Origin of the sequence: Thalassolituus sp. ST750PaO-4 (genome assembly GCF_020320405.1) — a bacterium.
In the GTDB taxonomy this organism is placed as follows: Bacteria; Pseudomonadota; Gammaproteobacteria; order Pseudomonadales; family Oceanobacteraceae; genus Venatoribacter; species Venatoribacter alkanivorans.
In genome coordinates, this window is the sequence record NZ_JABVCB010000005.1 from 326,439 (window position 1) to 351,928 (window position 25,490).

General features: G+C 54.7%; 26 protein-coding genes and 1 tRNA gene. 15 read left to right on the plus strand and 12 right to left on the minus strand.

The genetic code is table 11. From position 1 onward, the window contains the following. Window positions 1-134 precede the first annotated feature (134 nt). Entirely contained in the window at window positions 135-605 is a 471-nt protein-coding gene (locus HUF18_RS03940) for a hypothetical protein (protein ID WP_225691214.1), read from the plus strand. A 58-nt stretch (window positions 606-663) separates the two neighbouring features. Here HUF18_RS03940 and HUF18_RS03945 read toward each other — a convergent pair. Beyond that, window positions 664-739: transfer RNA gene (locus HUF18_RS03945), tRNA-Thr, on the minus strand. 266 nt (window positions 740-1,005) lie between these two features. On the opposite strand from HUF18_RS03945, the gene phoB reads away from it, so the two are divergent. Both phoB and phoR read left to right on the plus strand, forming a co-directional pair. Then, entirely contained in the window at window positions 1,006-1,710 is a 705-nt protein-coding gene (gene phoB, locus HUF18_RS03950) for a phosphate regulon transcriptional regulator PhoB (RefSeq protein WP_225691215.1), read from the plus strand. A 10-nt stretch (window positions 1,711-1,720) separates the two neighbouring features. Further along, window positions 1,721-3,001, plus strand: a complete 1,281-nt coding sequence (gene phoR / locus HUF18_RS03955) for a phosphate regulon sensor histidine kinase PhoR (RefSeq protein ID WP_225691216.1) — start codon at window positions 1,721-1,723, stop codon at window positions 2,999-3,001. Between the two features lie 85 nt (window positions 3,002-3,086). On the opposite strand, the gene HUF18_RS03960 is transcribed toward phoR, so the two are convergent. From HUF18_RS03960 to HUF18_RS03985, 6 genes are all read right to left on the minus strand, one after another. Further along, window positions 3,087-4,019, minus strand: coding sequence for a porin (locus HUF18_RS03960; protein ID WP_225691217.1), 933 nt, complete (start codon window positions 4,017-4,019; stop codon window positions 3,087-3,089). A 303-nt stretch (window positions 4,020-4,322) separates the two neighbouring features. After that, entirely contained in the window at window positions 4,323-5,036 is a 714-nt protein-coding gene (phoU, locus tag HUF18_RS03965; RefSeq protein WP_145467509.1) for a phosphate signaling complex protein PhoU, read from the minus strand. A gap of 12 nt (window positions 5,037-5,048) precedes the next feature. Continuing rightward, the gene (pstB, locus tag HUF18_RS03970; RefSeq protein WP_145467507.1) at window positions 5,049-5,852 is read right to left on the minus strand and encodes a phosphate ABC transporter ATP-binding protein PstB; all 804 of its coding nucleotides are present in this window, start codon (window positions 5,850-5,852) and stop codon (window positions 5,049-5,051) included. Between the two features lie 41 nt (window positions 5,853-5,893). Then, window positions 5,894-7,174 (minus strand): phosphate ABC transporter permease PstA, encoded by a 1,281-nt coding sequence (gene pstA / locus HUF18_RS03975; protein ID WP_145467505.1) that lies wholly within the window; start codon window positions 7,172-7,174, stop codon window positions 5,894-5,896. After that, window positions 7,167-8,540 carry a phosphate ABC transporter permease subunit PstC gene (pstC, locus tag HUF18_RS03980; RefSeq protein ID WP_145467503.1) on the minus strand — a complete coding sequence of 458 codons (1,374 nt, stop codon included), beginning with the start codon at window positions 8,538-8,540 and terminating at the stop codon, window positions 7,167-7,169. Before pstC ends, pstA begins: the two co-directional genes overlap by 8 nt. Window positions 8,541-8,629: 89 nt before the next feature. After that, window positions 8,630-9,673, minus strand: a complete 1,044-nt coding sequence (locus HUF18_RS03985; protein WP_225691218.1) for a PstS family phosphate ABC transporter substrate-binding protein — start codon at window positions 9,671-9,673, stop codon at window positions 8,630-8,632. A 233-nt stretch (window positions 9,674-9,906) separates the two neighbouring features. On the opposite strand from HUF18_RS03985, the gene HUF18_RS03990 reads away from it, so the two are divergent. From HUF18_RS03990 to HUF18_RS04000, 3 genes are all read left to right on the plus strand, one after another. After that, a complete protein-coding gene (locus HUF18_RS03990) occupies window positions 9,907-10,449 on the plus strand; it encodes a TRAP transporter small permease subunit (RefSeq protein WP_145467499.1) in 543 nt (180 codons plus the stop codon). Next, a complete protein-coding gene (locus HUF18_RS03995) occupies window positions 10,442-11,818 on the plus strand; it encodes a TRAP transporter large permease (protein WP_225691219.1) in 1,377 nt (458 codons plus the stop codon). The genes HUF18_RS03990 and HUF18_RS03995 overlap by 8 nt, the downstream gene beginning before the upstream one ends. A 95-nt stretch (window positions 11,819-11,913) precedes the next feature. After that, window positions 11,914-12,357 carry an acyl-CoA thioesterase gene (locus tag HUF18_RS04000; protein WP_145467496.1) on the plus strand — a complete coding sequence of 148 codons (444 nt, stop codon included), beginning with the start codon at window positions 11,914-11,916 and terminating at the stop codon, window positions 12,355-12,357. Window positions 12,358-12,402: 45 nt separating this feature from the next. Here HUF18_RS04000 and glmU read toward each other — a convergent pair whose 3' ends face one another. The 4 genes from glmU to HUF18_RS04020 all read right to left on the minus strand — a co-directional run bounded on the left by glmU (window position 12,403) and on the right by HUF18_RS04020 (window position 16,976). Then, the gene (gene glmU, locus HUF18_RS04005) at window positions 12,403-13,767 is read right to left on the minus strand and encodes a bifunctional UDP-N-acetylglucosamine diphosphorylase/glucosamine-1-phosphate N-acetyltransferase GlmU (protein ID WP_225691220.1); all 1,365 of its coding nucleotides are present in this window, start codon (window positions 13,765-13,767) and stop codon (window positions 12,403-12,405) included. A gap of 99 nt (window positions 13,768-13,866) precedes the next feature. Next, the gene (egtD, locus tag HUF18_RS04010) at window positions 13,867-14,829 is read right to left on the minus strand and encodes an L-histidine N(alpha)-methyltransferase (RefSeq protein WP_225691221.1); all 963 of its coding nucleotides are present in this window, start codon (window positions 14,827-14,829) and stop codon (window positions 13,867-13,869) included. A gap of 46 nt (window positions 14,830-14,875) precedes the next feature. Next, window positions 14,876-16,036 carry an ergothioneine biosynthesis protein EgtB gene (egtB, locus tag HUF18_RS04015; RefSeq protein ID WP_225691222.1) on the minus strand — a complete coding sequence of 387 codons (1,161 nt, stop codon included), beginning with the start codon at window positions 16,034-16,036 and terminating at the stop codon, window positions 14,876-14,878. Between the two features lie 109 nt (window positions 16,037-16,145). Then, window positions 16,146-16,976 (minus strand): metal ABC transporter solute-binding protein, Zn/Mn family, encoded by an 831-nt coding sequence (locus tag HUF18_RS04020; protein ID WP_145467487.1) that lies wholly within the window; start codon window positions 16,974-16,976, stop codon window positions 16,146-16,148. Window positions 16,977-17,037: 61 nt separating this feature from the next. Between HUF18_RS04020 and HUF18_RS04025 the strand changes: the two genes are divergently transcribed. Genes HUF18_RS04025 through znuB form a run of 3 tightly spaced genes read left to right on the plus strand, consistent with a single transcriptional unit; the run spans window position 17,038 to window position 19,105 of the window. After that, on the plus strand, window positions 17,038-17,514 hold the full coding sequence (locus tag HUF18_RS04025; protein ID WP_145467485.1) for a Fur family transcriptional regulator: 477 nt from the start codon (window positions 17,038-17,040) through the stop codon (window positions 17,512-17,514). Beyond that, a complete protein-coding gene (gene znuC / locus HUF18_RS04030; RefSeq protein WP_225691223.1) occupies window positions 17,511-18,296 on the plus strand; it encodes a zinc ABC transporter ATP-binding protein ZnuC in 786 nt (261 codons plus the stop codon). The genes HUF18_RS04025 and znuC overlap by 4 nt, the downstream gene beginning before the upstream one ends. A gap of 2 nt (window positions 18,297-18,298) precedes the next feature. After that, complete coding sequence (znuB, locus tag HUF18_RS04035; protein ID WP_371736702.1) at window positions 18,299-19,105, plus strand: zinc ABC transporter permease subunit ZnuB; 807 nt, start codon at window positions 18,299-18,301, stop codon at window positions 19,103-19,105. 361 nt (window positions 19,106-19,466) lie between these two features. Here the strand turns inward: znuB and yihA are convergent, their stop codons facing one another. Beyond that, window positions 19,467-20,120: a ribosome biogenesis GTP-binding protein YihA/YsxC gene (yihA, locus tag HUF18_RS04040; RefSeq protein ID WP_145467481.1), complete on the minus strand. Its 654-nt coding sequence runs from the start codon at window positions 20,118-20,120 to the stop codon at window positions 19,467-19,469. A 141-nt stretch (window positions 20,121-20,261) separates the two neighbouring features. Between yihA and HUF18_RS04045 the strand changes: the two genes are divergently transcribed. The 6 genes from HUF18_RS04045 to HUF18_RS04070 all read left to right on the plus strand — a co-directional run bounded on the left by HUF18_RS04045 (window position 20,262) and on the right by HUF18_RS04070 (window position 25,487). Continuing rightward, on the plus strand, window positions 20,262-20,561 hold the full coding sequence (locus HUF18_RS04045; RefSeq protein WP_255605696.1) for a c-type cytochrome: 300 nt from the start codon (window positions 20,262-20,264) through the stop codon (window positions 20,559-20,561). 48 nt (window positions 20,562-20,609) lie between these two features. Continuing rightward, on the plus strand, window positions 20,610-21,212 hold the full coding sequence (locus HUF18_RS04050) for a c-type cytochrome (RefSeq protein WP_145467479.1): 603 nt from the start codon (window positions 20,610-20,612) through the stop codon (window positions 21,210-21,212). A gap of 155 nt (window positions 21,213-21,367) precedes the next feature. Continuing rightward, a complete protein-coding gene (locus HUF18_RS04055; RefSeq protein ID WP_225691224.1) occupies window positions 21,368-22,009 on the plus strand; it encodes a thiol:disulfide interchange protein DsbA/DsbL in 642 nt (213 codons plus the stop codon). A 1-nt stretch (window position 22,010) separates the two neighbouring features. Continuing rightward, the gene (locus HUF18_RS04060; RefSeq protein ID WP_225691225.1) at window positions 22,011-22,799 is read left to right on the plus strand and encodes an endonuclease/exonuclease/phosphatase family protein; all 789 of its coding nucleotides are present in this window, start codon (window positions 22,011-22,013) and stop codon (window positions 22,797-22,799) included. 114 nt (window positions 22,800-22,913) lie between these two features. After that, window positions 22,914-24,572: a GGDEF domain-containing protein gene (locus HUF18_RS04065; RefSeq protein WP_145467475.1), complete on the plus strand. Its 1,659-nt coding sequence runs from the start codon at window positions 22,914-22,916 to the stop codon at window positions 24,570-24,572. Window positions 24,573-24,680: 108 nt separating this feature from the next. Next, a complete protein-coding gene (locus HUF18_RS04070; RefSeq protein WP_225691226.1) occupies window positions 24,681-25,487 on the plus strand; it encodes a DeoR/GlpR family DNA-binding transcription regulator in 807 nt (268 codons plus the stop codon). Window positions 25,488-25,490 lie beyond the last annotated feature (3 nt).

A 25,490-nucleotide genomic window follows, 5' to 3' on the forward strand; every position in this document is an offset into this window, starting at 1 on the left:
ATTAGTCCGAAAGAACAGCCTGTTCCATTTCTGTTACGAATAAAAACTGAACGTTAACTAAACAGCGTGGTGTTCCATCACCGCTGTGCCATTCTGGAGATGTGCAGTAAAGGACATAATAAGGAACTGCGGACATGAATGAACTTCCTCACCGCCTGGGACAGCTGCTGTTGCAGCAGCAGAGTATTACAGAAGAGCAATTACAACAGGCGTTGAGCTATCAGGCGCAGAACCCCTGTCAGCTCGGGCAGGCATTGATTCAGCTGGGGTTTATCGATGAGCGTGCCCTGCGAGGCGTGTTGCGCCGCCAGCGCTGGCTTAAGCCTTGTGCAGCCTGCTTTGCCCTTATCGCTCCCTTCTCAATGACCTGGGCGGATGAAGACAAAGAAGCCGCTTTCAGCAGTGACTGGCTGGAAGCCAGCCACTGGGATCTGGTTGATGATGAGCGTGTAACAGAACATTCGTCATCGATTGACCTGATGAAGTTTGTTGCGCTGACCGCCTGGGATATTTATCAGGGCGAACCAGTGCCCGGCGAAGTGCGTTATAACGTCAGCCAGACCAACAATAAAGGCTACAGCCTGGAATTATCGATGCGTTTCTGAATACCACCACGCCCGAAAAGCATAAAAAAAGCCCGTCCAATGGACGGGCTTTTTAATTTGGTGCCGGCACCAAGAGTCGAACTCGGGACCTACTGATTACAAGTCAGTTGCTCTACCGACTGAGCTATACCGGCTAAGTGGGCGGGGATATTACTGACCTGCCTCTGCCCCGTCAACCGCTTTTTTGGCTAAGCCTATGAAAATTATCGCTTTATCGTGTTTTCAGTCAAAACAGCTATATTCCGGCCACAATCCGACGGATTAACACGCCTGATGGGCAGTTTGCTCTGTGCATTGGCAGACATAACCGCCTGCCCGGCCGATTAAATTTAGGGTGAACAGTGCTTAATAAAACTGTCACAATCAGCATCGGAAATTTGCCGTAGAATCGAGGACCCTTATGAGCGGTGGCTATATTCTCGTTGTCGATGACGAGCCTGCAATTTGCGATATGATCCGAACCTGCCTTGAACTCGCAGGCTTCCGTGTGAAGCTATCTGCCAATGGCCATCTGGCCCATCAGATGATCGTCAATGAACGTCCGGATCTGGTAATCGCCGACTGGATGATGCCAATGCTTTCTGGAATTGAGCTGACCCGCCGGCTGAAGCGTGATGAGCTTACCGCCGATATCCCGGTCATTATGCTGACTGCCCGGGCCGACGAAGACGACCGTATCAGCGGCCTCGACAGTGGCGCCGATGACTATATTCTCAAGCCGTTCTCCACCCGTGAGCTGATAGCCCGAATCCGCGCCGTACTACGCCGCACCAATGCGCTGATTGATGACATACCGGTGAAGGCCGGTAAGCTCAGCCTTGACCGTTCTTCCCAGAACGCCAGTATCAGTGGTCAGCCTGTTACTCTTGGCCCGCTGGAATTCCGTTTGCTGGAATTTTTCATGCTCCACCCCAATCGCGTATACTCCCGCGCCCAATTGCTGGACCGCGTCTGGGGCGGCAATGTCTACATTGATGACCGCACGGTGGATGTGCATATCCGGCGTCTGCGCAAAGCGTTGTCGATCGATGATCAGGAACAGATGATTCAGACCGTACGCGGTGCCGGTTACCGTTTTTCTCCGTCCGATGAAGTAAAGAGCTAAGGGGAAGTGTGTGCAACAGGTTGCCTGGCAACGTGAGTTTTTCCGCATTCTGGTCGTGGTTGGACTAGGTTTTGCGCTTGGCTGGTCATCGGGCCATGCCATCTGGGGGCTTATCCTCGGCCTGTTAACGGCGCAGGTTATGGCCTTCCGCGCGATGGCCAGCCTGTACCGCTGGAGTTACCGCCAGGGTCCCCCGCCACAGGACAGCGGCCTGATTGGTTACAGCGTGGATAAACTGATCCGCCGCGAAAAGAACCTGAAAAACAAACTGGCACAGCAGGCCGTGCAACTGCAGCGTTATAACCAGGGTATTGAGTCCCTGCATGATGGTGTTGTGATCATCGGTCAGGAAGGCTACATCACCAACTTCAACGGTTCGGCTTCCCGCCTGCTCGGTCTGCGCAAAGAAGACAGCGGCCAGCACATCACCAACTTAATCCGTAATCCACGTTTCACCCGTTATTTTAACGAAGGCGATTACAGCTCCTCGCTGCAGTTTGATGTCAGTCATCGTAAGCAATTCAGCCTGCAGATTCAGATCACCCAGTTTGGCCTCGACCAGAAAGTCATGCTGGTGAAAGACATCACCGAGCGTAAGCGGGTGGAAACCATGCGGCAGAATTTTATTGCCGACGTCTCGCACGAGCTGCGCACTCCCTTAACCGTCATTAATGGTTATCTGGAAATGCTCGGTGATATGGAGTTACCACCCAGCCTGCAAAAAGCTATCTCGCAAATGAATGGCCAGGGTCAGCGTATGAAGAGTCTGGTAAACGACCTGATTGAGCTGTCCAAGCTGGAAAGCGCCAATACAGAACAGCTGGGTGACTGGTTTAACCTGCAGCAGCTGGGCTACTCGGTGGTTGACCAACTGCAGGCTTACAGCGAAAACCGCATCGTCTTTAAATGCACGCAGCAGATTGAGATTCAGGGCTTCAGTGATGAAATGAGTTCGATACTGACCAACCTGCTGACCAATGCCATTAAATACGGCGGCGAAGGCAAAATTGAATTTGCCATCCGTTCAGGCTTCGACGGCGTAAAAGTAAGTATCAGCGACAGTGGCCCCGGCATCCCGGCACAGCATATCAGCCGGCTGACCGAACGCTTTTATCGTGTTGACGATTCTCGTGAATCCACCGTCGGTGGTTCCGGTCTGGGACTGGCCATCGTTAAACACGCGCTGGAGCATCACGATACCGTGCTGGATATCGAATCAACGCTGGGCAAAGGCAGCACGTTCAGTTTTATTATCTCTTCCGACCGCAGCCGGGTTGTGGAAAAAGACTGAGTATTTAACGCCTTAACGCAGACATAAAAAAAGCGCCTTAAAGGCGCTTTTTTGTTTCTGCTTTCGGCATCAATACATGCCGCTATCAGAATTTGTATTCCAGGCCCGCACCGTAGTACTGAGCGTTTACGCTTTCGTCATCAGACTCTTCGCTGGTTGCATAAACAAAGGTCTTGGCATTTTTAGCCAGCTTGTAATCAGCACCCAGACTGTAGCTCACGCCACCTTCTTTCTTAATATCAGATGCGCCGTACTGAGCCTTCAGCGTTACGTCAGACGTTGCTTTGAATGCCGCAGAGGCCATCCAGCCTTCTTCAGAGTTGCCATCGGTGTCCAGAGTTTCCCACAGCGCGCCCAGCTGCACCGCGCCCACTTTGTACTGACCAACGAAACGCTGAGCGTCAACTTTCTCTCCGTTTACTTCGTTGTCATAGGCATAGGCTACATAAATATCGCCACGGGTATACGCCAGAGACGCTGACAGGCCGTTGTTTGTGTCTTCATCTTCGGAGTTCAGATGATCGACGGTTGCAACCAGACCGGCAAAAGACGGGGAGGTATACTGCACACTGTTCTTTGAGCGGTTTTCGCTTTTGGAAATGATGTTTTTAATATCACCCTGCAGATCGTTAAACAGATCCACTTTGTTCTGTGCATTTTTAAACGGTGTATCAAACATACCGGCCTGCACACGGCCAAAACCACCTTCGATACCGATAAAGGTATTACGCTGACTGAAAGTCTGACCAGCGGCTTTTTCACCATCATCCTGGAAGGTTTCATACTCAGCCTGGTAGATCCCTTTCAGGCCATGCTCCAGAGCAATCTTACCTTTCACACCCAGACGTGACGCATTGGAGTTCAGCTGGGAAAAGTTACCGGCATCTTCCGGCTGCACAAATTCCTGGGTGACATTGAGCTTGCCGTAGAATTCCGGCTTTTCAATTTCAAGATTAATGGTTTCAGCCTGAACCAGAACCGGAGAGGCGATAGCGAGAGATAAGGCGATTTTTTTCATAATGAGTCCTGAATAATGTCGTGCAGTGTTATGGCCCATTACCGGTAAGTGCCGTATCAGGCAACAGGCTGGCCGATAGGTGACAATTCTGTTTCAGTTACATTACAGAATTATGACATCGACAACGTTTATTGCAGCCAGATGACAATTCCGTGAACGTTTTATGAATATACCTCCCGGCTATCTGTCTAAGTTAAGCCCAGATACGCCACTTTGCTTTATTCCGGTGCGTACAATCCTGACTTGTATCCACAAAAAAGCCCGCACTGAGGCGGGCTTTGGTATTCAGTCAGCGTACAAAAATCACTCTTTGTTGGCCTGTTCTTCTATTTCAGTCAGTGAGCTGTGGCGAACGTCGGTTCCTTTCACCAGATAAATCACCTGCTCCGAAATGTTACGGGCGTGATCACCAATACGTTCGATAGCACGCAGAATCCACAGGATATTGATCGCCTGACCGATAGAGCGCGGATCTTCCATCATATAAGTGATCAGTTCACGCAGGGCCGAAGCGTACTGCTGGTCGACCAGTTTATCGTTGCGCACAACGTCAATGGCGCCATCCACATCGTGACGGGCGAAAGCATCCAGTGCACCGGAAATCATTTTCACAACTTCAGCGCCCATATAACGCATCGCCTGCTGACACAGCTGGTTGCTGCTGTTATCGGCAACTTCCAGAGTGTGAATGGCAATCTTACTGGCTTCGTCACCAATACGCTCAAGATCGCGCACAACGCGGGATACTGCCAGTACCATGCGCAGGTCAGAAGCAGCCGGCTGGCGACGCACCAGAATCTGCGTGCACTCGTGGTCGATGTTCACTTCCATCTTATCCACTTCGTCTTCACGGCGGATAACATCATCGGCCACACGGGTATCACCGCTGCAGATTGCTTCGATGGCGTTGGCTACCTGACGCTCGACCAGACCACCCATACCCATCATATGGTTGCGGATCGCTTCCAGATCAGCGTTGAACTGTCCGGAAATATGCTGGTTAAAATTCATTTCCATTGTCGCGTCCCCTTACCCGAAACGGCCGGTGATATAGGCTTCTGTTAATGTGTGCTGAGGCGTCGTAAACACCTGATCGGTCGGGTTTACTTCAATCAGCTGACCAAGGTGGAAATACGCCGTACGCTGTGACACCCGCGCAGCCTGCTGCATAGAGTGGGTTACGATGGCGATCGTGTAATTCTCACGCAGTTCGTCGATCAGTTCTTCAATCTTAGCCGTTGCAATCGGATCCAGCGCTGAACAGGGTTCATCCATCAGAATCACTTCCGGATCGACCGCAATAGTGCGGGCGATACACAGACGCTGCTGCTGACCACCGGACAAACCTGTGCCGGGTGAGTGCAGACGATCTTTTACTTCATTCCATAAGCCGGCACGCTGCAGACTTTTTTCCACAATTTCGTCCAGATCAACACGCGAATGCGCCAGACCATGAATACGTGGGCCGTAAGCAACGTTGTCATAAATCGACTTAGGAAATGGGTTTGGCTTCTGGAACACCATACCAACCCGCGCACGTAAAGGCACGACATCCACTTTCGGATCGTAAATATTTTCACCGTCGAGCAGAATTTCACCACTGATACGGCAGATATCGATGGTGTCATTCATGCGGTTCAGACAACGCAGAAACGTCGATTTACCACAACCGGACGGGCCGATCAGGGCGATCACTTCGTTGGCACCGATATCCAGGCTGACATCAAAAATGGCCTGTTTTTCACCGTAAAAAACGCCAACATCACGGGCCTTTAATTTCGGATTTTCACAAAAAGCGGCGCCATTGGTTTTGTGGTTTTCGATGATGCTCATAATCTCTTTAATCCAATCAAATCGTTAATGTGTCAGACCACTTACCAGCGGCGTTCCAGACGACGGCGCAGCATCACCGCGGCGGTATTCATCGTCACCAGGAAGCCCAGCAGCACCATAATGGCACCGGACGTACGCTCCATAAAGGCACGCTCAGGACTGTCTGACCAAAGGAAAATCTGTACCGGCAATACGGTTGACGGGTCATTCACAAAACCCGGCACGTCGACCACAAAGGCCACCATACCAATCATCAGCAGCGGTGCCGTTTCACCCAATGCCTGAGCCATACCAATAATGGTACCGGTCAGCATGCCCGGTAATGCCAGCGGCAATACATGGTGAAAGACCACCTGCATTTTCGAAGCACCCAGACCAAAGGCCGCTTCGCGGATGGATGGTGGTACGGCTTTAATCGCTGCACGACCGGAAATAATAATGGTCGGCAAAGTCATCAGCGTCAGCACCAGGCCACCGACCAGTGGGGTGGAACGTGCCACACCGAAAATATTAATAAAAATAGCCAGACCGAGCAGACCAAAAGTAATGGATGGCACTGCCGCAAGGTTATTGATATTAATTTCAACAAACTCGGTAATTTTGTTACGCGGAGCAAATTCTTCCAGATAAATAGCCGCCGCCACACCAATCGGGAACGACAGCAGGAAGGTAACCAGCAAGGTCAGGAAGGTACCGGTAATAGCACCACGGATACCGGCCAGTTCAGGTTCGCGCGAATCACCATTCACAAAAAACAGTTTATTAAACTGCGTGCTCAGAATGCCCTGTTCAATCCACTGTTCCAGCCATTTAACCTGAGTTTCGCTCATGCGGTTATGATGTGATTCGGTACCGCGGTCATGCTTAAACCACTGATCGACATCGTCATCGGCAATCAGGCTGATGCTCAGTTTTTTACCCAACAGTGATGGATCAGCCATCACCGCTTCCTGCAACTGCCAGGCAGCACCGGCGCTGATCATGCTGTACAGCTGGCGGCGCTCACCGCGCCCCTGTGGCTGCACCATTTCTTTGAAGTGCTGTTTAATCAGACCTTCAAAATCGGCGTTGCGGATTTCCTGATCGTCGGCCTTTTTATTAATACCCAGATAATCTGCATCGATCATAATTTCGGTGTTAATCACCGTCTGACGAAATGCAGAAGCTCCTTTATTAATAATGTCGCCGAACAGGCCGACCAGACAGAGCAGACCAAACAACACCGATGCCATGCCATAAACACGGAAACGCTTTTCCGCAGCACGGCGGCGCACCATGCTTTTTTCAACTTTTTCGCGGGTACTCATAGAGGTATTAGTCATATTGTTCCCGATATTTCTGTACGACTTTCAGGGCGACAAAATTGAGCGCCAGCGTCACCAGGAACAGCACCAGTCCCAGCGCAAAGGCCGCCAATGTTTTCGGTGAATCGAATTCCTGGTCACCCACCAGCAGGGTTACGATCTGTACGGTTACGGTGGTCACCGAATCCAGCGGGTTGGCCGTCAGATTCGCAGCCAGACCGGCCGCCATAGCAACGATCATGGTCTCACCAATGGCACGCGATACTGCCAGCATAATGGCACCAACAATACCGGGCAGAGCTGCCGGAATAACCACTTCTTTAACGGTTTCGCTCTTGGTGGCGCCCAGACCGTAACTGCCATCGCGCAGCGATTGTGGCACGGCGTTGATCACGTCATCCGACAATGATGAAACGAACGGAATAATCATAATCCCCATCACCAGACCGGCGGCCAGCGCACTTTCCGACGATACCGTCAGCCCCATCGACTCACCCAGCTCACGGATCACCGGAGCCACCGTTAACGCGGCAAAGAAGCCGTACACAACGGTTGGAATACCAGCCAGAATTTCCAGCGCCGGTTTGGCGTACTGGCGGATAGTCGGCGTGGCGTATTCCGATAAATAAATCGCCGCCATCAGACCAACAGGCACCGCGATAAACATCGCGATTAAAGAAATAAGCAAGGTACCGGCAAACAGTGGTACCGCACCAAAACTGCCGGAGGAACCGGATTGGTCGGCACGCAGAGCCACCTGAGGAGACCAGGTGGTGCCAAACAGGAATTCAAACGGGCTGACTTTACCGAAGAACTGCCAGGCCTCGTACAGCACAGAGGCCAGAATACCGAGGGTGGTCAGTACCGCCACACCGGAGCTGGCAAACAGCAGACGGCGGACAATGCTTTCAACCTCGGTACGGGCACGCATATCAGCTTTAATGCGGCGCCAGGTTAACGCAATACCCAACAGCGCCAGCGACAACACCATGCCACTGTGTAGGATCAGTGTGCGTTCCTGCAGATCAATCAGATGACGCACCGCCGGCTCAAGCTCAGGTGCTGCACTGATACCTGATCCAATAGCCAGGTTATGCACTTTGCTGATGGCCAGCTGAATATCAGACGAGCTGCCCTGCTGAATGGCTTCCGGCAGCTGGGCGATCAGCAGATGATCAATGACCGGCGCTTCGGCCAGCCCCCAGATTAGCAGTAATAACAGTGGCGGCAGGCCCGTCCACAGGGCCATCAACGCACCGTAGTGAGTTGGCAGTGAATGCAGGCGCATGCCTTGGCTGGCAATTGCCCGGGCCCGGTTCCGTCCCAGCAGATAAGCTCCGCCGAGAAGAATCAGAACCGCAATGATCAAGCTACTGTAATTCATGGGTCATTGATCTTTAAGTGGTTGTGACATGCAAAAGCCGAGGCGATTGCCTCGGCTTTTACCGCGGGTCTTCAGACCGCGCTCGCTGCTTACTTAGCGGCCAGCGGTGTCAGATTTTTCACAGTTTTCAGTACGCGGACACGTTCTTCATCCGTCATCGGGATCATGCCCTTATCTGCCAGGTAACCGTCTTCACCCATCGCACGCTCAGAGGTGAATTCAGCCAGATATTCTTCAATACCAGGGATTACGCCAACGTGTGCCTTCTTAACATAGAAGAACAGAGAGCGGCTGACCGGGTAAGAACCATCGGAGATCGCGTCAAAGGTCGGCAGTTTACCGTCAACGGTTGAACCCTGCACTTTATCCTCGTTCTGCTCCAGGAAGCTGAAGCCGAAGATACCGAATGCATCCGGGTTAGCGACCAGTTTCTGTACGATCAGGTTATCGTTTTCACCGGCCTCAACATAAGCGCCGTCTTCACGCAGACCATGACATACCGCTTTGTATTTGTTCTTGTCGCTGTCTTTCATCGTTTTGATGAATGGGAAAGCCTTACAACCACCTTCCATTGCCAGTTCTACGAAGGCATCACGGGTACCGGATGTTGGTGGTGGTCCCAGAACTTCGATTTTCTTCGCTGGCAGAACAGGGTTTACGTCTTTCCAGGTTTTGTACGGGTTTTCGACCAGTGTGTCGGAACCATCTTTAGCCGGAACCATTTTTGCCAGCGCCAGGAAGATATCCTTACGGGTCAGTTCCATATGTGGAGCCGCTGCTGTGTTGGCAAATACGATACCGTCATAGCCAACCATCACTTCAACGATCTCAGTTACACCATTTTTGGCGCACAGTTCGATTTCAGAAGATTTGATCGCACGGGAAGAGTTGGTGATATCCGGTGTCGCATCACCCACGCCTGAACAGAACAGCTTCAGGCCGCCACCGGAACCGGTAGATTCAACTTTCGGAGTACGGAAGTTTGTTGCTTTGCCGAAACGCTCAGCCACAACGGTAGAGAACGGGTAAACAGTGGAGGAACCCACAATGCTGATGTAATCACGTTCAGCGTGAGCCGTAACACTTACGACAGAGGCCAGCAGTGCGGCGCCGGCTAACAGAGCTTTTTTCATCTTTGCTTCCTTTTGTATTCCGGTTGTTACCAATCCAGGAACAGCGTTGGCTATTGGATGAACGTGATTATTGGAGCGCAATGTTACAGAAATATGACAGGCAGGCAATTTATTACAACGCCATGACAGTTGTGTGACACAGGAATCGGGCTGCAAGCCGCATATTCTGTGGGTATAATGCGCCGCCCGGGTCATCTCGACCCGTGTTCCGCCGCCAATAATAAGAGCCCCTGATGACTCAAATTTTGCTGAATTCCCTGTTGCAGCTGAACCGGTTAACCCGGCTTATCGGCGAATCCGTACGCTGGCTGTCGCTACTGATGGTTATCTTTTCCTGTCTGGTGGTGGTTCTGCGCTACAGCTTCAGCATTCCGTCTATAGCCCTGCAGGAAGCGGTGATGTATCTGCATGCATCGCTGTTTATGCTCGGCGCCGCCTATACCTGGCAGCAGGGCGGCCATGTGCGGGTGGACGTGTTTTACCGCAACTGGAGCGCACAGCGTCAGGCCTGGGTCGACCGCCTTGGCATTGTGTTGCTGGTGCTGCCGGTCTGTCTGTTTATGCTCTGGGTCAGCTGGGATTACGTGGCCAACGCCTGGGCTATTGGCGAGAAGTCACCTGAAGCCGGTGGCCTGCCCTTTGTTTACCTGCTCAAGAGCCTGATTGTTGCCCTGCCGCTGCTGATTATTCTGCAGGCGCTGGCGGAGCTGGCCAACACCTTCGTGCCGCACACCGATGCACATGAAAGCGCGGAGGTGGAAAAACACTATGGCTGAGTTAATGCCGCTGCTGTTATTCGCGCTGGTCTGTATCGTGCTGATGTGTGGCTTCCCCGTTGCCTTTACCCTGGCCGGCACCTCGCTGCTGTTTGCCGGCATTGGTGTATTAACCGGTACGCTGGATGATGCCTTCCTGCACGCTCTGCCGAACCGCATGTTCGGCATTCTCAGCAACCAGATTCTGATCGCCGTGCCGCTGTTTGTGTTTATGGGCGTGATGCTGGAGAAATCACGTATCGCCGAACGTCTGCTGCGCAATATGGGCCTGTTGTTCGGCCCGGTACGCGGCGGCCTGGGATTCTCGGTGGTGATTGTTGGCATGCTGATGGCGGCCAGCACCGGCATTATCGGTGCCACCGTAGTGACCATGGGCCTGATCTCACTGCCGACCATGTTGCGGCAGGGCTACAGCCCGGCACTGGCAACCGGCAACATCTGCGCCACCGGCACCCTCGGGCAGATTATTCCGCCATCCACGGCACTGATCATTCTGGGCGATGTGCTGTCCAGCTCATACCAGCAGGCACAGCTGAAAATGGGGATTTTCAGCCCGGAAACCATTTCTGTGGCCGATCTGTTTGTTGGTGCGCTGATTCCCGGACTGATGCTGGTTGCCGCTTACCTGCTGTATATCGGTCTGGTGGCTCTGTTCCGCCCACAGGCCGCACCGGCCGTGAGTGACCGGCCGCCGCTGAATGGCGCTTTTGTGCTCGAATTACTCAAGGGCCTGCTGCCACCACTGGCACTGATTATCGCTGTGCTCGGCTCGATTCTGACCGGTATTGCCACGCCTACCGAAGCCGCCGGTATCGGTGCCGGTGGCGCCCTGCTGCTGGCCATTGCCTACCGCGAGTTTGATATTGCGCGCTTAAAAGAAGTGATGGATGCCACCCTGCAGGTCACCAGCATGGTGTTCCTGATTTTTATTGGCGCTGCGCTGTTCTCTCTGGTATTCCGCGGTTTTGGTGGCGAAGAGCTGGTGCATTCGGCCTTTACCAGCCTGCCCGGCGGCGTGTTCAGCGCCATGCTGATTGTGATGCTGGTGATCTTCCTGCTCGGCTTTATTCTCGACTTTATCGAGATCACCTTTGTCGTGGTGCCTATTGTTGCACCGGTACTGCTGATGATGGGGGTCGATCCTGTCTGGCTGGGCATTATGATTGCCATTAACCTGCAGACCTCATTCCTCACACCACCCTTTGGTTTCGCCCTGTTTTATCTGCGCGGTGTGGCACCGAAGGAAATTGCCACCCGCACCATTTATCGCGGTGTAATGCCTTTTATTGCTATCCAGCTGTTGATTCTGCTGTTGCTGGCAATCTTCCCGCAATTGGCCACTTGGTTGCCGGAACAGCTCTATGGCTGATCCGGCCTGCCGCTAAAGTCGTATTGGCAGCGGATGTGCTGGAGGCAGAAAACCAGTACACTCCGCACAAAATAATTCCAACCAGGTAGAACCCCATGGACCCGAAAGAGGACGCCGTCGATCATCCACGCGGAGATTCCCTCGAAGAAGCACGCGAAGATTGTGAGCCAACCCCGGAAGGCGAGCTGACCCTGCGCCTGATTCCAACCCGCAGTGAAACCAATGTGCACGGCGATATCAGCGGTGGCTGGGTAGTCGCGCAGATGGACCACGCCGCGGAAAGTGTTGCCAGCCGTCTGGCTCAGGGCCGCATTGCCAATGTGGCACTGGAATCGGTGGTATTTATGTCGCCCATCCGCGTGGGTGCGGCCGTATGCTTCTACACCCGTTTGCTGGATATCGGCACCTCATCCATCCGCATCGCTATCGAGGTGTGGACGCAAAACCCAAACGAAGTTGAGCGCCGTAAAGTCGTTGATGCTGTGTTTGTGTATGTTGCGATCGACGAAACCGGGCGTATCCGCCGCGTTCCGCGCTGAGAAAAGCTGAAAGAGCAGGAGCCGGACGGCTCCTGCGGGCTGTACTTACTGCTTAACCGGACGCGCCCAGCCCGTCACGTTGCGCTGTTTACCCCGCGCCACGGCCAGTTCGCCCTCAGCCACTTCTTTGGTGATCACCGAACCGGCGGCGACCGTTGCGCCTGCGCCAATTTTTGCCGGTGCCACCAGCGACGAGTTAGAGCCGATAAAGGCATTGTCGCCGATTTCAGTTTTAAACTTGTTTACGCCGTCATAATTGCAGGTGATGGTGCCCGCACCAACGTTCACATCTTTACCAATCTCAGCATCGCCGATGTAGGTCAGGTGGTTCACCTTGGAACCTTCGCCGATCACCGATTTTTTCACCTCACAGAAGTTACCGACCTTGGCGCCGTTATGCAGATCGGCGCCCGGACGCAAACGCGCGTATGGGCCAACATGGCAGTCAGCAGCCAGCTGTGCCTGATCGATCATGGAATAACATTCAATCTCGCTGCCGGCACCGATGCGGCTGTTTTTGATCACACAGTACGGGCCGATCTGTACGCCGTCTTCCAGTACCACATCACCTTCAAACACACAGCCAACATCAATTACCACATCCGCACCCACGGTCAGGGTACCGCGTACGTCGATGCGTGCCGGATCGGCCAGAGAGACACCATCACGCAACAGCTGATCCGCCTGCTGGCGCTGATAAACGCGTTCCAGACCGGCCAGTTGCAGGCGGTCGTTCACACCCTGCACTTCGTATTCGTCCTGCGGATGAATCGCCCGCACCGCCACGCCCTGTTCAACCGCCATGGCGATCACGTCGGTCAGATAATATTCACCCTGAGCATTATTGGCGGACAGCTTTGGCAACCACTCATTCAGCAAAGCCGCTGAGACTGCCAGAATGCCGGTGTTCACCTCACAGATTTTACGCTGCAGATCGCTGGCATCTTTGTGTTCAACAATGGAGAGAATATTGCCGGCATCGTCACGCACAATACGGCCATAACCGGTCGGGTCCGCCAGCTCAACGGTGAGCAGGGCCAGAGCATGGCCATCATGGGTTTCGTCGAGCAGTTTCTGCAGGGTTTCTGTGCGGATTAATGGCACATCGCCGTACAGCACCAGCACGGTCGCTGCCGGATCAACCTCAGGCATCGCCATCGCCACGGCATGGCCGGTACCTTTCTGCTCACTTTGCAGCGCCCAGGTCACCGGAAAATCAGTGATCTGTTCTTTTACCGCGTCAGCCCCGTGTCCGATCACCACATGCTGCTTCGCCTTTGGCAGCGCCGCAGCACTGTTGAGTACATGCGCCAGCATCGGCTTGCCAGCCAGACGATGCAGTACCTTTGGCAGGTCCGATTTCATACGCGAGCCTTTGCCCGCAGCCAGGGTAACGACGGCCAGTGTCATAACAGCAATATCCACAGAAAATAGTGGCGGCTATTCTAACGGGCCTGCGCTACCTGTCCAGCTGCAGTGCGGCGGACAGGCACCCGCTTTGCTGTGCATTTACACGCCCTGCAGCAACACCAGAGCAAAGTAATTTTGCGCATCAGTCCATATCTGACGGGTTTCAAACCCGGCACTGCGGGCCATGCTTTGCAGCCCATCGGGGCGGTATTTGCAGGAATTTTCGGTGTGAATACTTTCGCCTTTACGCAGTGCTATCTGCTGACCGGCAACATTAATCATCTGATCAACCTCGCTGATCAGGTGCATTTCGATGCGCGACTGCTCTGCGTTGTAACGCGCTTCATGGCGGAAACGCTGTTCATCAAATCCGGCGCTTAAGGTCTGGTTCAGGTGACGCAGAATGTTTTTATTAAAGGCGGCGGTTACGCCCTGCTGATCGTTATAGGCAGCCTCAAGTACACCGGCATCTTTTTCCAGATCCACACCGAGCAGAAAATAGCTGCCACGCCCCAGTGTCTGGCGTACGCGCTGTAAAAACTGCCGGGCTTCCGGCGGCGTGAAATTCCCCAGGCTGGAGCCGGGGAAAAATCCCAGTTTGCGTTCCGCCTGCTCAATCTGGCGCGGCAGGCTGAGCGGCTGGCTGTAATCCACACAGGCGGCATAAATGCTCAGCCAGTCGTAGTCGTCCAGCAGACGCTGCGCGGCGGCCAATAAAAACCCGCGGCTGATATCCATCGGCACGTAACCGTCCGGGCGCAGCGCTTCGAGCAGCAAACGGATTTTAAGACTGGCCCCGGCACCGTATTCCAGCAGTACACTGCCGGCCCCGACGATACGTGCGATCTCATCACTATGCTGACGCAGCAGGCCAATTTCGGTACGGGTCAGATAGTATTCCGGCAATGCAGTAATCGCCTCGAACAGCTGTGAACCGCGTTCGTCGTAAAACAGTTTGGCCGGCAGGGTTTTCTGCCGTTGCGTCAGCCCTTTCAGTACTTCTTCGCGCAGATCCAGCGGTGCAGGCAAGTGATCAAAAACCTGCAGAGCCTGTCGTTTCATACCTTATCTCCCGTTAATTGCGGTGAGTGTTCCGGATTGATCAGGGTTAGTGAGTGTCGCGGGCCAGACGCAGGCCGGTGAACTGCCAGCGTTCGTGGGGGTAGAAAAAATTGCGGTAAGTAATACGGCTGTGACCTTCGGGTGTGGCGCAGGAGCTGCCGCGCAATACCATCTGATTGCACATAAATTTGCCGTTGTATTCGCCCACTGCGCCTGCAGCAGGACGATACCCCGGATAAGCCTGATAAGAGCTGGCAGTCCACTGCCAGCGGCAACCAAACAGCTGCTGCAACTGTTGCGCATACAACCGTGCAGCGCTCTCCCATTCCGCTTCGGTCGGCAGGCGCGCACCGGCCCAGCGGGCGTAGGCATCGGCTTCGTAAAAACTGATATGGCAAAGTGGCGCATGCGGGTCGAGCGGCTGGCGTCCGGCCAGACCGTAGGCATTCCATTCGTTATTGTGCCGGCGCCAGTACAGCGGCTGCCGCTCCTGTGGCAGCAGACTGCTGATCCAGCTCCAGCCATCGGCCAGCCACCATTGCGGCTGCTGATAACCGCCCTGTTCAATAAACTGCAGGTATTCCGCATTGGTGACTAAGCGGCTGGCGATTTCTCCGCCCTGCAGCCACTGGCGGTGACGCGGGGTTTCGTTATCAAAGGCAAAGGCCGGGCCGCTGTGACCGACCTCGGTAACGCCTTCTGTCAGTGGCAGCCAATTCAGCGCTGTCTGTTCTGCAGAATGCTGTATGGCCTGCTGATACACAGGTTCCAGCGGATTCTTTGCCCAGCAATACAGCAGGTCGGTGAGCATCAGCTCCTGATGCTGCTGTTCATGATTCAGCCCAAGTTCAATCAGTGGCTGCAGGCGAGCATCATTCAGCAAGGGCTGCATGGCCTGATCAATATGAGCGCGATAGGCCAGCACCTCATCCAGCGTGGGGCGGGATAACAGACCGCGCTGCGCACGCGGATAAGGCTGGCCAATGCCGTTGTAATAGCTGTTAAACAGATGGCCGAACAGCGGGTGAAATTCCTGATAATCAGGACGGTGGGGTTTAAGCAGAAAGGTTTCGAAGAACCAGCTGGTGTGGGCCAGATGCCACTTCAGCGGACTGGTGAATTCAGCGGCCTGCAACTCGTGGTCGGCGGTATTCAGCGGCTGGCACAGAGCGAGTGTCTGTGTCCGGACCTGCTGGTAAAGCTCCATTTACTTTCCTCCATGACGCGCACTGGTCAGACCTTAACCTGACCGAAAGCGCCCGCCATGGCAAGTCCGCATCATGGATTGGCCTGATCAGGACACAGGCCGGTCTGGATCAATCCGGACTTAAACAGGTGGCAAAACGCTGGGCCAGATCCTGAATAAAGTCAGGGTAGCCACTCTTTGTCACAGAAATATGACTGGCCACCGGGTCCAGCTCGCCCTGTTTAACATCCAGACCACGCACCACTGACTGCACCAGCGCCGGTGAGAATTCCGGTTCACTGAACACGCACACCACTTCGCCGGAGGTCAGCTGGTCGCGCATGCGTTGCAGGGTTTTCATACCGGGCTTCTGCTCCGGTGACAGGGTAAAGGCACCAACCTGATTGAGCTGCATGGCCTGCACCCAGTGATCATAGGCACGGTGAAAAACAAAGAAACCACGACTGCGCAACGGCGCCAGTAACTGCTCGGCGCGCTGTAAAGCAGCATCAACATCCGCTGCGAAGTTACCGGCAGGCAGCTCCAGCGCACCGGCCAGCTGCTGCTGGGCGCGCACCATCATGGCCGGCGAAAACCACCAGTGACCATCGTTCGGCTGGCCTTCTTCACGCAGTTTTGCAACATCAATCCAGATTTTGTCCGGCCAGCGACGGGCAAAACCGCTGAGATAAGGCTCAGCATCGGCGCCGGCCCAGATAATGACATCGGCACTCTGGATAACATCAATATCGGATGGGCGCAGGGAGAAGTCGTGTGGCGTCATCCCCGGTGGCAGCAATACGCTGAGTTGTTCAGCTTCCACCAGAGAGGCGGCCATCAGCGCCAGCGGATGAACACTGGCCAACACTTTGTATGGCGGTTCATGGCTGATAGGGGCAGCCTGACCGCTCAGACTGAGACTCAGCAACAGTGAAATCAGCAGCAGCGGCAAATTCTTCATTGTATCGGGGCGTTCCTGTCGTAGAATTGCAACATTATAACCTAATCTCCGAGGCGCGACGATGGCTCAAAACGTCTATAAAGCCCATGACCACCACGCCTGCATCGACAGTGCCGTTTCCCGCGCCCGCACTCTGTGCGAAGAACAGGGCGCACGCCTGACCCCGGTACGCCAGCGTGTGCTGGAACTGGTCTGGGCCAACCATAAACCGGTTGGCGCTTACGATCTGCTGCCGAAACTGGCGGAAGAAGGTTTTAACTCCGCACCGCCGACCGTTTACCGCGCCCTCGATTTTCTGCTCGATCTGGGTCTGGTGCACCGCATCAGCTCCCTGAATGCCTTTATTGGCTGCACCCATCCGGGCGAAGCGCATCCCAGCTGCTTTTTTGTCTGCCGCGAATGTGGTGAAGCGCAGGAGCTGGATGCCGAGCAGGTGAATAAAATCGCCCGCCAGGCCGAACAGATGCTGGGGGTGAAAGTCGAGCAGCAAATGACCGAACTGATGGGCCTGTGCCCAAGATGCCAGGATGCCGTATGAGCAGCGCCAGTGCCGCAACGATTCTCAGCGCCAGCCAGCTGCAGCTGGTACGCCAGCATAAAACCGTGCTCAACGATATCAGCCTTAACCTTAAAGCCGGCCAGATCATTACCCTGATCGGCCCTAACGGCTGCGGTAAGTCGACGCTGATTAAAGTGCTGCTGGGGCTGGAAACAGCCGATTCCGGCAAGGTCACGCGCCGCCCCGGACTGCGTATCGGCTATATGCCGCAGCGCCTGAGTCTGGATCAGCGCATGCCGTTAACCGTCACCGGCTTTCTGCAGCTGGCGCGCGGCGCCGGTAACGAGCGTATCAGCTACTGGCTCGACCGCCTGAGCATAGGTGCGCTGGCGCAACAGTCGGTGCATGATTTGTCCGGCGGCGAATGGCAGCGGGTCTTACTGGCCCGCGCGCTGCTGATCAAACCCGATCTGCTGGTGCTCGACGAACCTGTACAGGGTGTCGATGTACAGGGCCAGCTGGAGCTGTACAGCCTGATACCGCAACTGCGGGACGAGCTCGGCTGCGCGGTACTGATGGTGTCCCACGACCTGCATCTGGTCATGGCCGCCACCGACGAAGTGATCTGCCTGAATGGCCATGTCTGCTGCTCCGGACATCCGGATACGGTTTCTATTGATCCGGCGTATATCCGCTTATTCGGCGCCCGCCCACAGGGACAACAACAGGCCCCAATCGCTCACTACACCCATCATCACGATCATCAGCACTGTGCCGACGGCCATGTTGAGCACCACGCACCCGGCAAGGAGATTCTGTGAATCTGTTCGATTACTGGTGGCTGATGCCATTAATGGCGGGAGTTCTGCTGGCCCTGGTGGCCGGCCCGCTGGGCAGCTTTGTAGTGTGGCGACGCATGGCCTTTTTTGGTGACACCCTGGCCCACGGCGCTCTGCTGGGCATTACCTTTGGTGTACTCACCGATATCAATCTGACGCTGGCTCTGGTGCTCGGCTCGGTACTGCTGGCGCTGCTGTTACTGCCGCTGCAGAACCGCTCGCGCTTATCGTCCGACACCCTGCTGGGCATTGTCTCGCACAGCACGCTGGCGATTGGTCTGGTGACACTGAGCCTTGCCCAGGGCATCCGCGTCGATCTGATGGGTTATCTGTTTGGTGATCTGCTGGCGGTAGAACGTATCGATGTGCTCTGGATTCTGCTGGCGGCCATTCTCATTGCTGTGCTGCTGTTCTGGCAGTGGCGCGCCTTGCTTGCCATTACCGTCAGTCAGGAACTGGCTGCGATCGATGGCCATCCGGTGCAGCGTCTGAACCTGATGCTGATTCTGCTGCTGGCGTTACTGGTTGCGCTGGCAATGAAGGTGGTGGGGATTTTACTGGTCAGCGCCCTGCTGATTATTCCGCCAGCGGCGGCGCGCAGTCTGGCGCGCACACCGGAGCAGATGGTCTTTCTGGCCAGCGCAACCGGCGTTATCTCAGTGCTGTTAGGATTGTGGGCATCGTTCCGTTTCGATACGCCGGCCGGCCCCAGCGTGGTGGTTGCGGCTACCGCCCTGTTTGCATTCAGTCTGGTGCTGCAAAGTCTGCGTGACGCCAGACGCCCTGCCTGACCGCAGCACCAAACATAAACCAAACATAAATAACGGACAAAAAAAGACCCGGTCGCCATTGGGGGCAAACGACCGGGTCAACTTCGGATCATTGGGGAAGTACCGAAGAAAAAGAACTACCTGAAAAAGCATCCAGAGAGAAGTCATGCGTCTGGTCATCAATTCCCGAAGGAATGATTAAACTATAGCCACGGATTCGTAATTTGCTGGCTGCAGAGACGAATTTCAGTTGTATTTTCTTATGACGAATAGCTGCGCAATAAATATCAGCAATGACAGTAGGACCGGATGATCTGTAGCTCTGCGGCCGCCGTAAACGGCCTCAGAAAAAGGCAGGAGGCCGGCATGGCGCCGGCCAGAGTCAGGCTTCTGGTGTTTCTTCTGTTTCCGCAGCCACATCTTCGGGCGGCAGCAACCAGCTGTTCAGACGCTTTTGCAGTTCGTCGGTGCCTTCACCATTCAGCGATGAGTAAGTCTGCACACTGACCAGCTTACCCAGCGACGATACCGCCTTGCGCACCTGCAGTAAGGCGCTCTGCGCCGGGCCGCGTTTCAGCTTGTCGGCCTTGGTCAGCAGAATATGCAGCGGCATTTCAGAGCGCTTCGCCCACTGAATCATAGCGTTGTCGAATTCTTTCAGCGGATGGCGGATATCCATCAGCAGCACCAGACCAATCAATGCATCGCGGTTCTGCAGATAATTATCCAGCTCGCGCTGCCATTCGTTTTTCACCGCCAGCGGCACTTTGGCAAAGCCGTAACCGGGCAGATCGACCAGTGCCAGCGGCAATTCGCCAATCTGGAAATAGTTAATTAACTGCGTACGGCCTGGAGTTTTACTCGTACGCGCCAGTTTTTTGTGACCTGTTAACCTGTTCAGTGCACTGGATTTTCCCGCGTTGGAACGGCCGGCAAAGGCTACTTCCCGCAAAATATCCATCGGACACTGGCTCAGCTTCGCGGCGCTCTTAACGAAGTGAGTGTTGGTATAGGTCAAGGATTCCTGTTCTATCATGGGGTAAACGTAATGACCGTCCGGAAATTAATGTTATATAATGCTTGGCCTTTGGATGACGCACCCATTCTATCACAGGGCGATGAGTCCGGGGCTAAGCTGTTTTAACCATCTAAAACATGCAATCAGAGAGAGACTCCTATGATTAAAAAATTAGCTGTGATGGCTGCTGTAACCGCAGCGATGAGTGCAAATGTTCAGGCCTTCGACGTAGCGGCTAAATACCAGCAAACCTGCAACGCATGCCACTCAATGGGAGTTGCCGGTGCACCGAAATCCTTTGATAAGGCCGCCTGGGAGCCTCGTATGGCTAAAGGTATGGATGCTCTGATAACCAGCGTCACCAACGGCTTGAATGCCATGCCGCCACGCGGCCTGTGCATGGACTGTACTGCTGACCAGTACAAACAACTGATCAACTACATGGCAGCGCCCAAGTAAGCGCGCCCCTGAGTAGTAGACGAATTCACATACAACCTGGACCTGATGATGAAAAACCTGTTGATTAGCCTGATCGTTTCTGCCGGACTGATGTCCGTTGCTCACGCCGGTGATGCTGAAGCCGGTAAAGCAAAATCTGCTACCTGTGCGGCCTGCCACGGTGCCGACGGTAACAGTCTTGCACCAACTTTCCCGAAAATTGCAGGCCAGGGTGAGCGTTATCTGATCAAACAGATCAAAGATATCCGCGATGGTAATCGTCAGGTTCCGTCAATGGCTCCTTTCGTTACCGGCCTGAGCGATACCGATATTGCTGATCTGGCTGCTTACTTCAGTGCTCAGGTGCCAACTACTGGTGGCGCAAAAGAAGAACTGGTTGAACTGGGCCAGCGTATCTACCGCGCCGGTATCGAAAGCAAAGGCGTTCCGGCTTGTCTGGCATGCCACGGTCCTGACGGTAAAGGTATCGAAGCCGCTGGTTTCCCACGCCTTGCTGGTCAGCATGATGCCTACACCCAGACTCAGCTGACTGCCTTCAGCATGAACCAGCGCACCAATGATGGTGATACCCGTATGATGCGCGATATCGCTTATCGCCTGCATACCACTGAAATCGAAGCCGTGTCTTCGTACATTCAGGGTCTGCGTTAATCCGCAGATAAAAAAGAAGGTGGCCTCGGCCACCTTTTTTTATGCCTGCAGCGCACGGCCCCTTGACCCGTCTTTGCATTTTGACGGTGGGCGATACCGAACCTTTATGCAAAAATGCGTCTAACAAAATCTGATTAATAAGAATGGAGTAACCCATGTTGTCACAGGTAACCAAATGGATGGCAGCCGCTGTATTGCTGATCAGCGCCAGCGCTCAGGCTGCAGAATACGAAGCCGGTAAAGAATATAAAGTGCTGGCCGAGCCGGTACCTGTGCTGGCCGATGGCAAAGTGCATGTCGAAGAAGCTTTCTGGTATGGCTGCCCGCACTGTTTCCACCTCGAAGACATCATCACTCCATGGAAGAAAAACCTGCCGGCCGACGTTGCCTTTGAAGGCGTTCCTGCCATGTTTGGCCGCGCCTGGGTGTCCCACGCACAGTTCTATTATGTAGCCGATGTTCTGGGCGTACTGGATCAGGTACACGGCGATATTTTCAAAGCCATCCATGTTGAGCGTCAGCGTCTGCTGGACCGTGATGATCAACGCGATTTTCTGGTCGCCAAAGCCGGCGTAAAAGCGGCTGATTTCGATAAAGCGTATGAGTCTTTCACCGTGAAAAGCCGTATGAAGCAGGGTGATCAGCGTATCCGCGCGTTCCAGATCTCCGGCGTACCGGCACTGATCGTACAGGGCAAATACATAATCGACGCCACCTCAGCCGGCGGCCAGGACAAAATGCTCAACGTTGCTGACTACCTGATCGCCAAAGAGCGCGCAGCACTGTCCGGCAAGTAACATGACCCATTTCTGCACTCTGCAGGAATTCACAGCGGCACCCCGTGCCGCTGACACCCTTCGTTTACTCTCCTTCAATATGCAGGTCGGCATTCAGACCGGCGGCTATCACCACTACCTGCTGCGCAGCTGGCAGCATTTATTACCCTGCCGTGAACGCGACTGGGCCTTAAGCCAGATTGCCCAGTTAATCAGCCCCTTCGATATTGTTGCCCTGCAGGAAGCCGATGGTGGCAGCTGGCGCAGCAGCCAGGAAAATCAGGTCGAACGTCTGGCACGGGAAGCCTGCTTCCCGCACTGGTATCAGCAGATAAACCGCAATCTGGGCAAGCTGGCGCAACACAGCAATGGTTTACTGACACGACTGCCGGCGGCACGGGTGGAGCAACATGCACTGCCCGGTCTGCTACCCGGACGCGGCGTAATGCTGTTGCGTTTCGGTGAAGGCGAGCAGGAACTGGTGGTTGCCATCACGCATCTGGCACTGGGCAAACGCACACAGTTCAGCCAGCTCGATTTTCTCTGCGATCTGGTGGCCGATGCTCGGCGGCTGGTGATCATGGGCGACCTTAATCAGGAGAGTGAAATCCTGCTGCATCAGAGTCCGCTGAAACGGCTGGCACTGCACCGTCTGGAACAACACCTGCCGACCTACCCCAGCTGGCAGCCCAGCCGCGGGCTCGATCACATACTGTTAAGCGACAATATTGAGCTGAAGCGCATCGCCGTTATTGATCATCCGCAGTCAGACCATTTGCCCGTTGCCGCCGAGATTGTCCTGCCCGGATAAGCTGACGCCGGTCATGATTTTTCCGCCATCCGGCGCGGCAACTTCGGTTGCCTTACCTATACTTAGCCTGACTATTTTCAAAGCCCACCAATAGAAGTAACCCGAGGACGCAACATGGCAGAGGGAACAGGGTCGGATTCCGCCCGGCGCTGGCGCGACAAATATCTCGACCTGTTAGACAGCCACGAGAAACTCAAAAACTCTTCAGAACAACAGCACGACCAGATGCGCCGTGGCCTGGTCATGGTTTCCCTGCTGGCCGAAGGCCAGGCTGCCGGTGTCGACAAATCACTGAACGATCTGCGCGAAGCCCTGAAACCCGGCGCCAATGGCATGAACCGGGTAATGGATGAGCTGGAGCGGGCCGTCAAACGTTTTGAAGAACAGAACACCGCCCAGGCCGAAGTGCTGCTGGGACAACTGGCAGACACCGCCGAAAAGCTGAGCCTGTGCCCACTGCCCAAACCACTGCTGAAACGCATCAGAGAAATCCGCAAGGGTGCTGCAAACGAGCTGCTGAGCTGGTCCGGCTACATCAACCAGCTGCAGAGCTGGATTCAGATTCTGGGGGAAATTGCCACCCTCGAAGGCTTTGAAGAACAGCGCAGCAGCAAGTGGTGGCAGCGCTGGTTTAAGCCCAGCGACAGCAGCAGCGATGAAGGTGACGATAACAATATCGTTTCTGACAGCGATGCAGAACATGACGACCATCCGGAATCTGAACCGGGTTTTTCTCATATCGCTCAGGAAGTCTCTGAAACCCTGCTCAACCTGCTGTCACAACTGGTAATTCCTGACCGCCTGAACCATACGGCCCTGAATCTGCAAAACCGTCTGCAGGAAGGTCTGAACTGGTATGAGCTGGTGCCTCTGCTGGAAGACACCACCGAATTCCTGCTTGAGTGTCTGGGTAACAGCCAGACCGAGCTGGAGCAGTTTCTGCAAAGCCTTGATCAGCGCCTGAAAGCCATTCAGATACTGGTCAGTGAAGCCAGCCAGGGACAACTGGAGCGCAAGCGCGCCCGCCTTGATCTCGACAGCATGGTGCGCGACCAGATTGCCGATATCCGCTCGGTGGTCACCGGCTCCGGCGATCTGGGCGAGCTGGGCGTCAGTGTGCGTGATCACCTGACCATGATCGTGCAGGCGATGGAGAAATATCAGAAGGAAGAAGAAGAGCGCGAAGAACGCCTCGCCGCCCGGCTGGAAATGCTGCAGGCGCGGCTGAGCGAAATGGAAAAAGAAGTCACCGAAAGCCGGGTTGCCATCGAAGAACAGAAGCGCCGCGCCACCCACGACAACCTCACCGGCCTGCCCAACCGTGATGCCTATCAGGCGCGTCTGGCGGAAGAGCTGCTGCGCCGCAACCGCTATGGGGGTTCGCTGGCTTTGGTGGTGGGTGATGTCGATCACTTCAAACGCATCAACGATAATTATGGCCACCTGGCCGGTGATAAAGTGCTGCAACTGATCGCCCGCTCATTGCGCAAAAACCTGCGCGATGTCGATTTTATCGCCCGCTACGGCGGTGAAGAATTTGTCATCCTGATGCCGGAAACCAATACCGCCGATGCGATGATTGCCGCCGAGAAGCTGCGTGCCAAAATCGAAAACAGCCCGTTCAACTTCAAGAAAGAACGGGTTCCTATCACCATGTCCTTTGGTGTCAGTGAGTTTCATGCACTGGAATCACCGGACGCCGTTTTCGATCGCGCCGACAAAGCCCTGTATCAGGCCAAAAACGAAGGCCGTAACCGTATCTGTCAGGGCTGATAGCCCTGACAGATAGCGCCACAATGGCAGAAATCTGGCTATTACTATTGATCTTTTCTTTCGCTCTGATAAATTCCCGCGTCAAATCTTTCGATTCGAAACATAACGATGCCCAAACGCAATACGGTACAACGCCGCCACGGCATTCTCAGCCAGCTGAGCAAGCACGGTCAGGTACAGGTTGAAGAACTGGCGCGGCGTTTTGATACCTCAGAAGTCACCATCCGCAAAGACCTTGCGACCCTCGAGCAAAGCGGCCTGCTGCTGCGCCGCTACGGTGGCGCAATTCCGCTGCCAAGCGAGCTGATGAGTGAGCCTGCGGGCACGGATGATGGTCAGAGTCCTGCTCAGCAGAAAGTTTCGAAACGAAAGCAGGCAATTGCCCGCGCCGCCGCAAACTGTATCCGCGACCATAACCGCATCATTATCGATTTCGGCAGCACCACCGCCGCACTGATTCCGGAGTTGCAGAGCAAGCGCGGCCTGGTGGTGATGACCAACTCGCTGAACGTTGCCAACGCCGTGCGCGAGCTGGAAAACGAACCGACGCTGCTGCTCAGCGGCGGCACCTGGGATGCCCATTCCGAGTCCTTTCAGGGCCAGATTGCCGAGCAGGTACTGCGCTCTTACGACTTCGACCAGCTGTTTATCGGCTGCGACGGTATCGACCTCGAACGCGGCACCACCACCTTTAACGAGCTGCTGGGCTTAAGCCGGGTGATGGCCGAAGCGGCGCGCGAAGTGATTGTACTGGCAGAGGCCGACAAGGTCGGGCGGCGCATTCCCAACCTCGAATTACCCTGGTCAGCGGTCAATATTCTGATTACCGATGACCGGCTCAGCACTGAGCAACAGACATTAATCGAACAACAGGGCGTGCGCGTAATCATCGCAGCGCCAGACAACGGAGAATAAAAA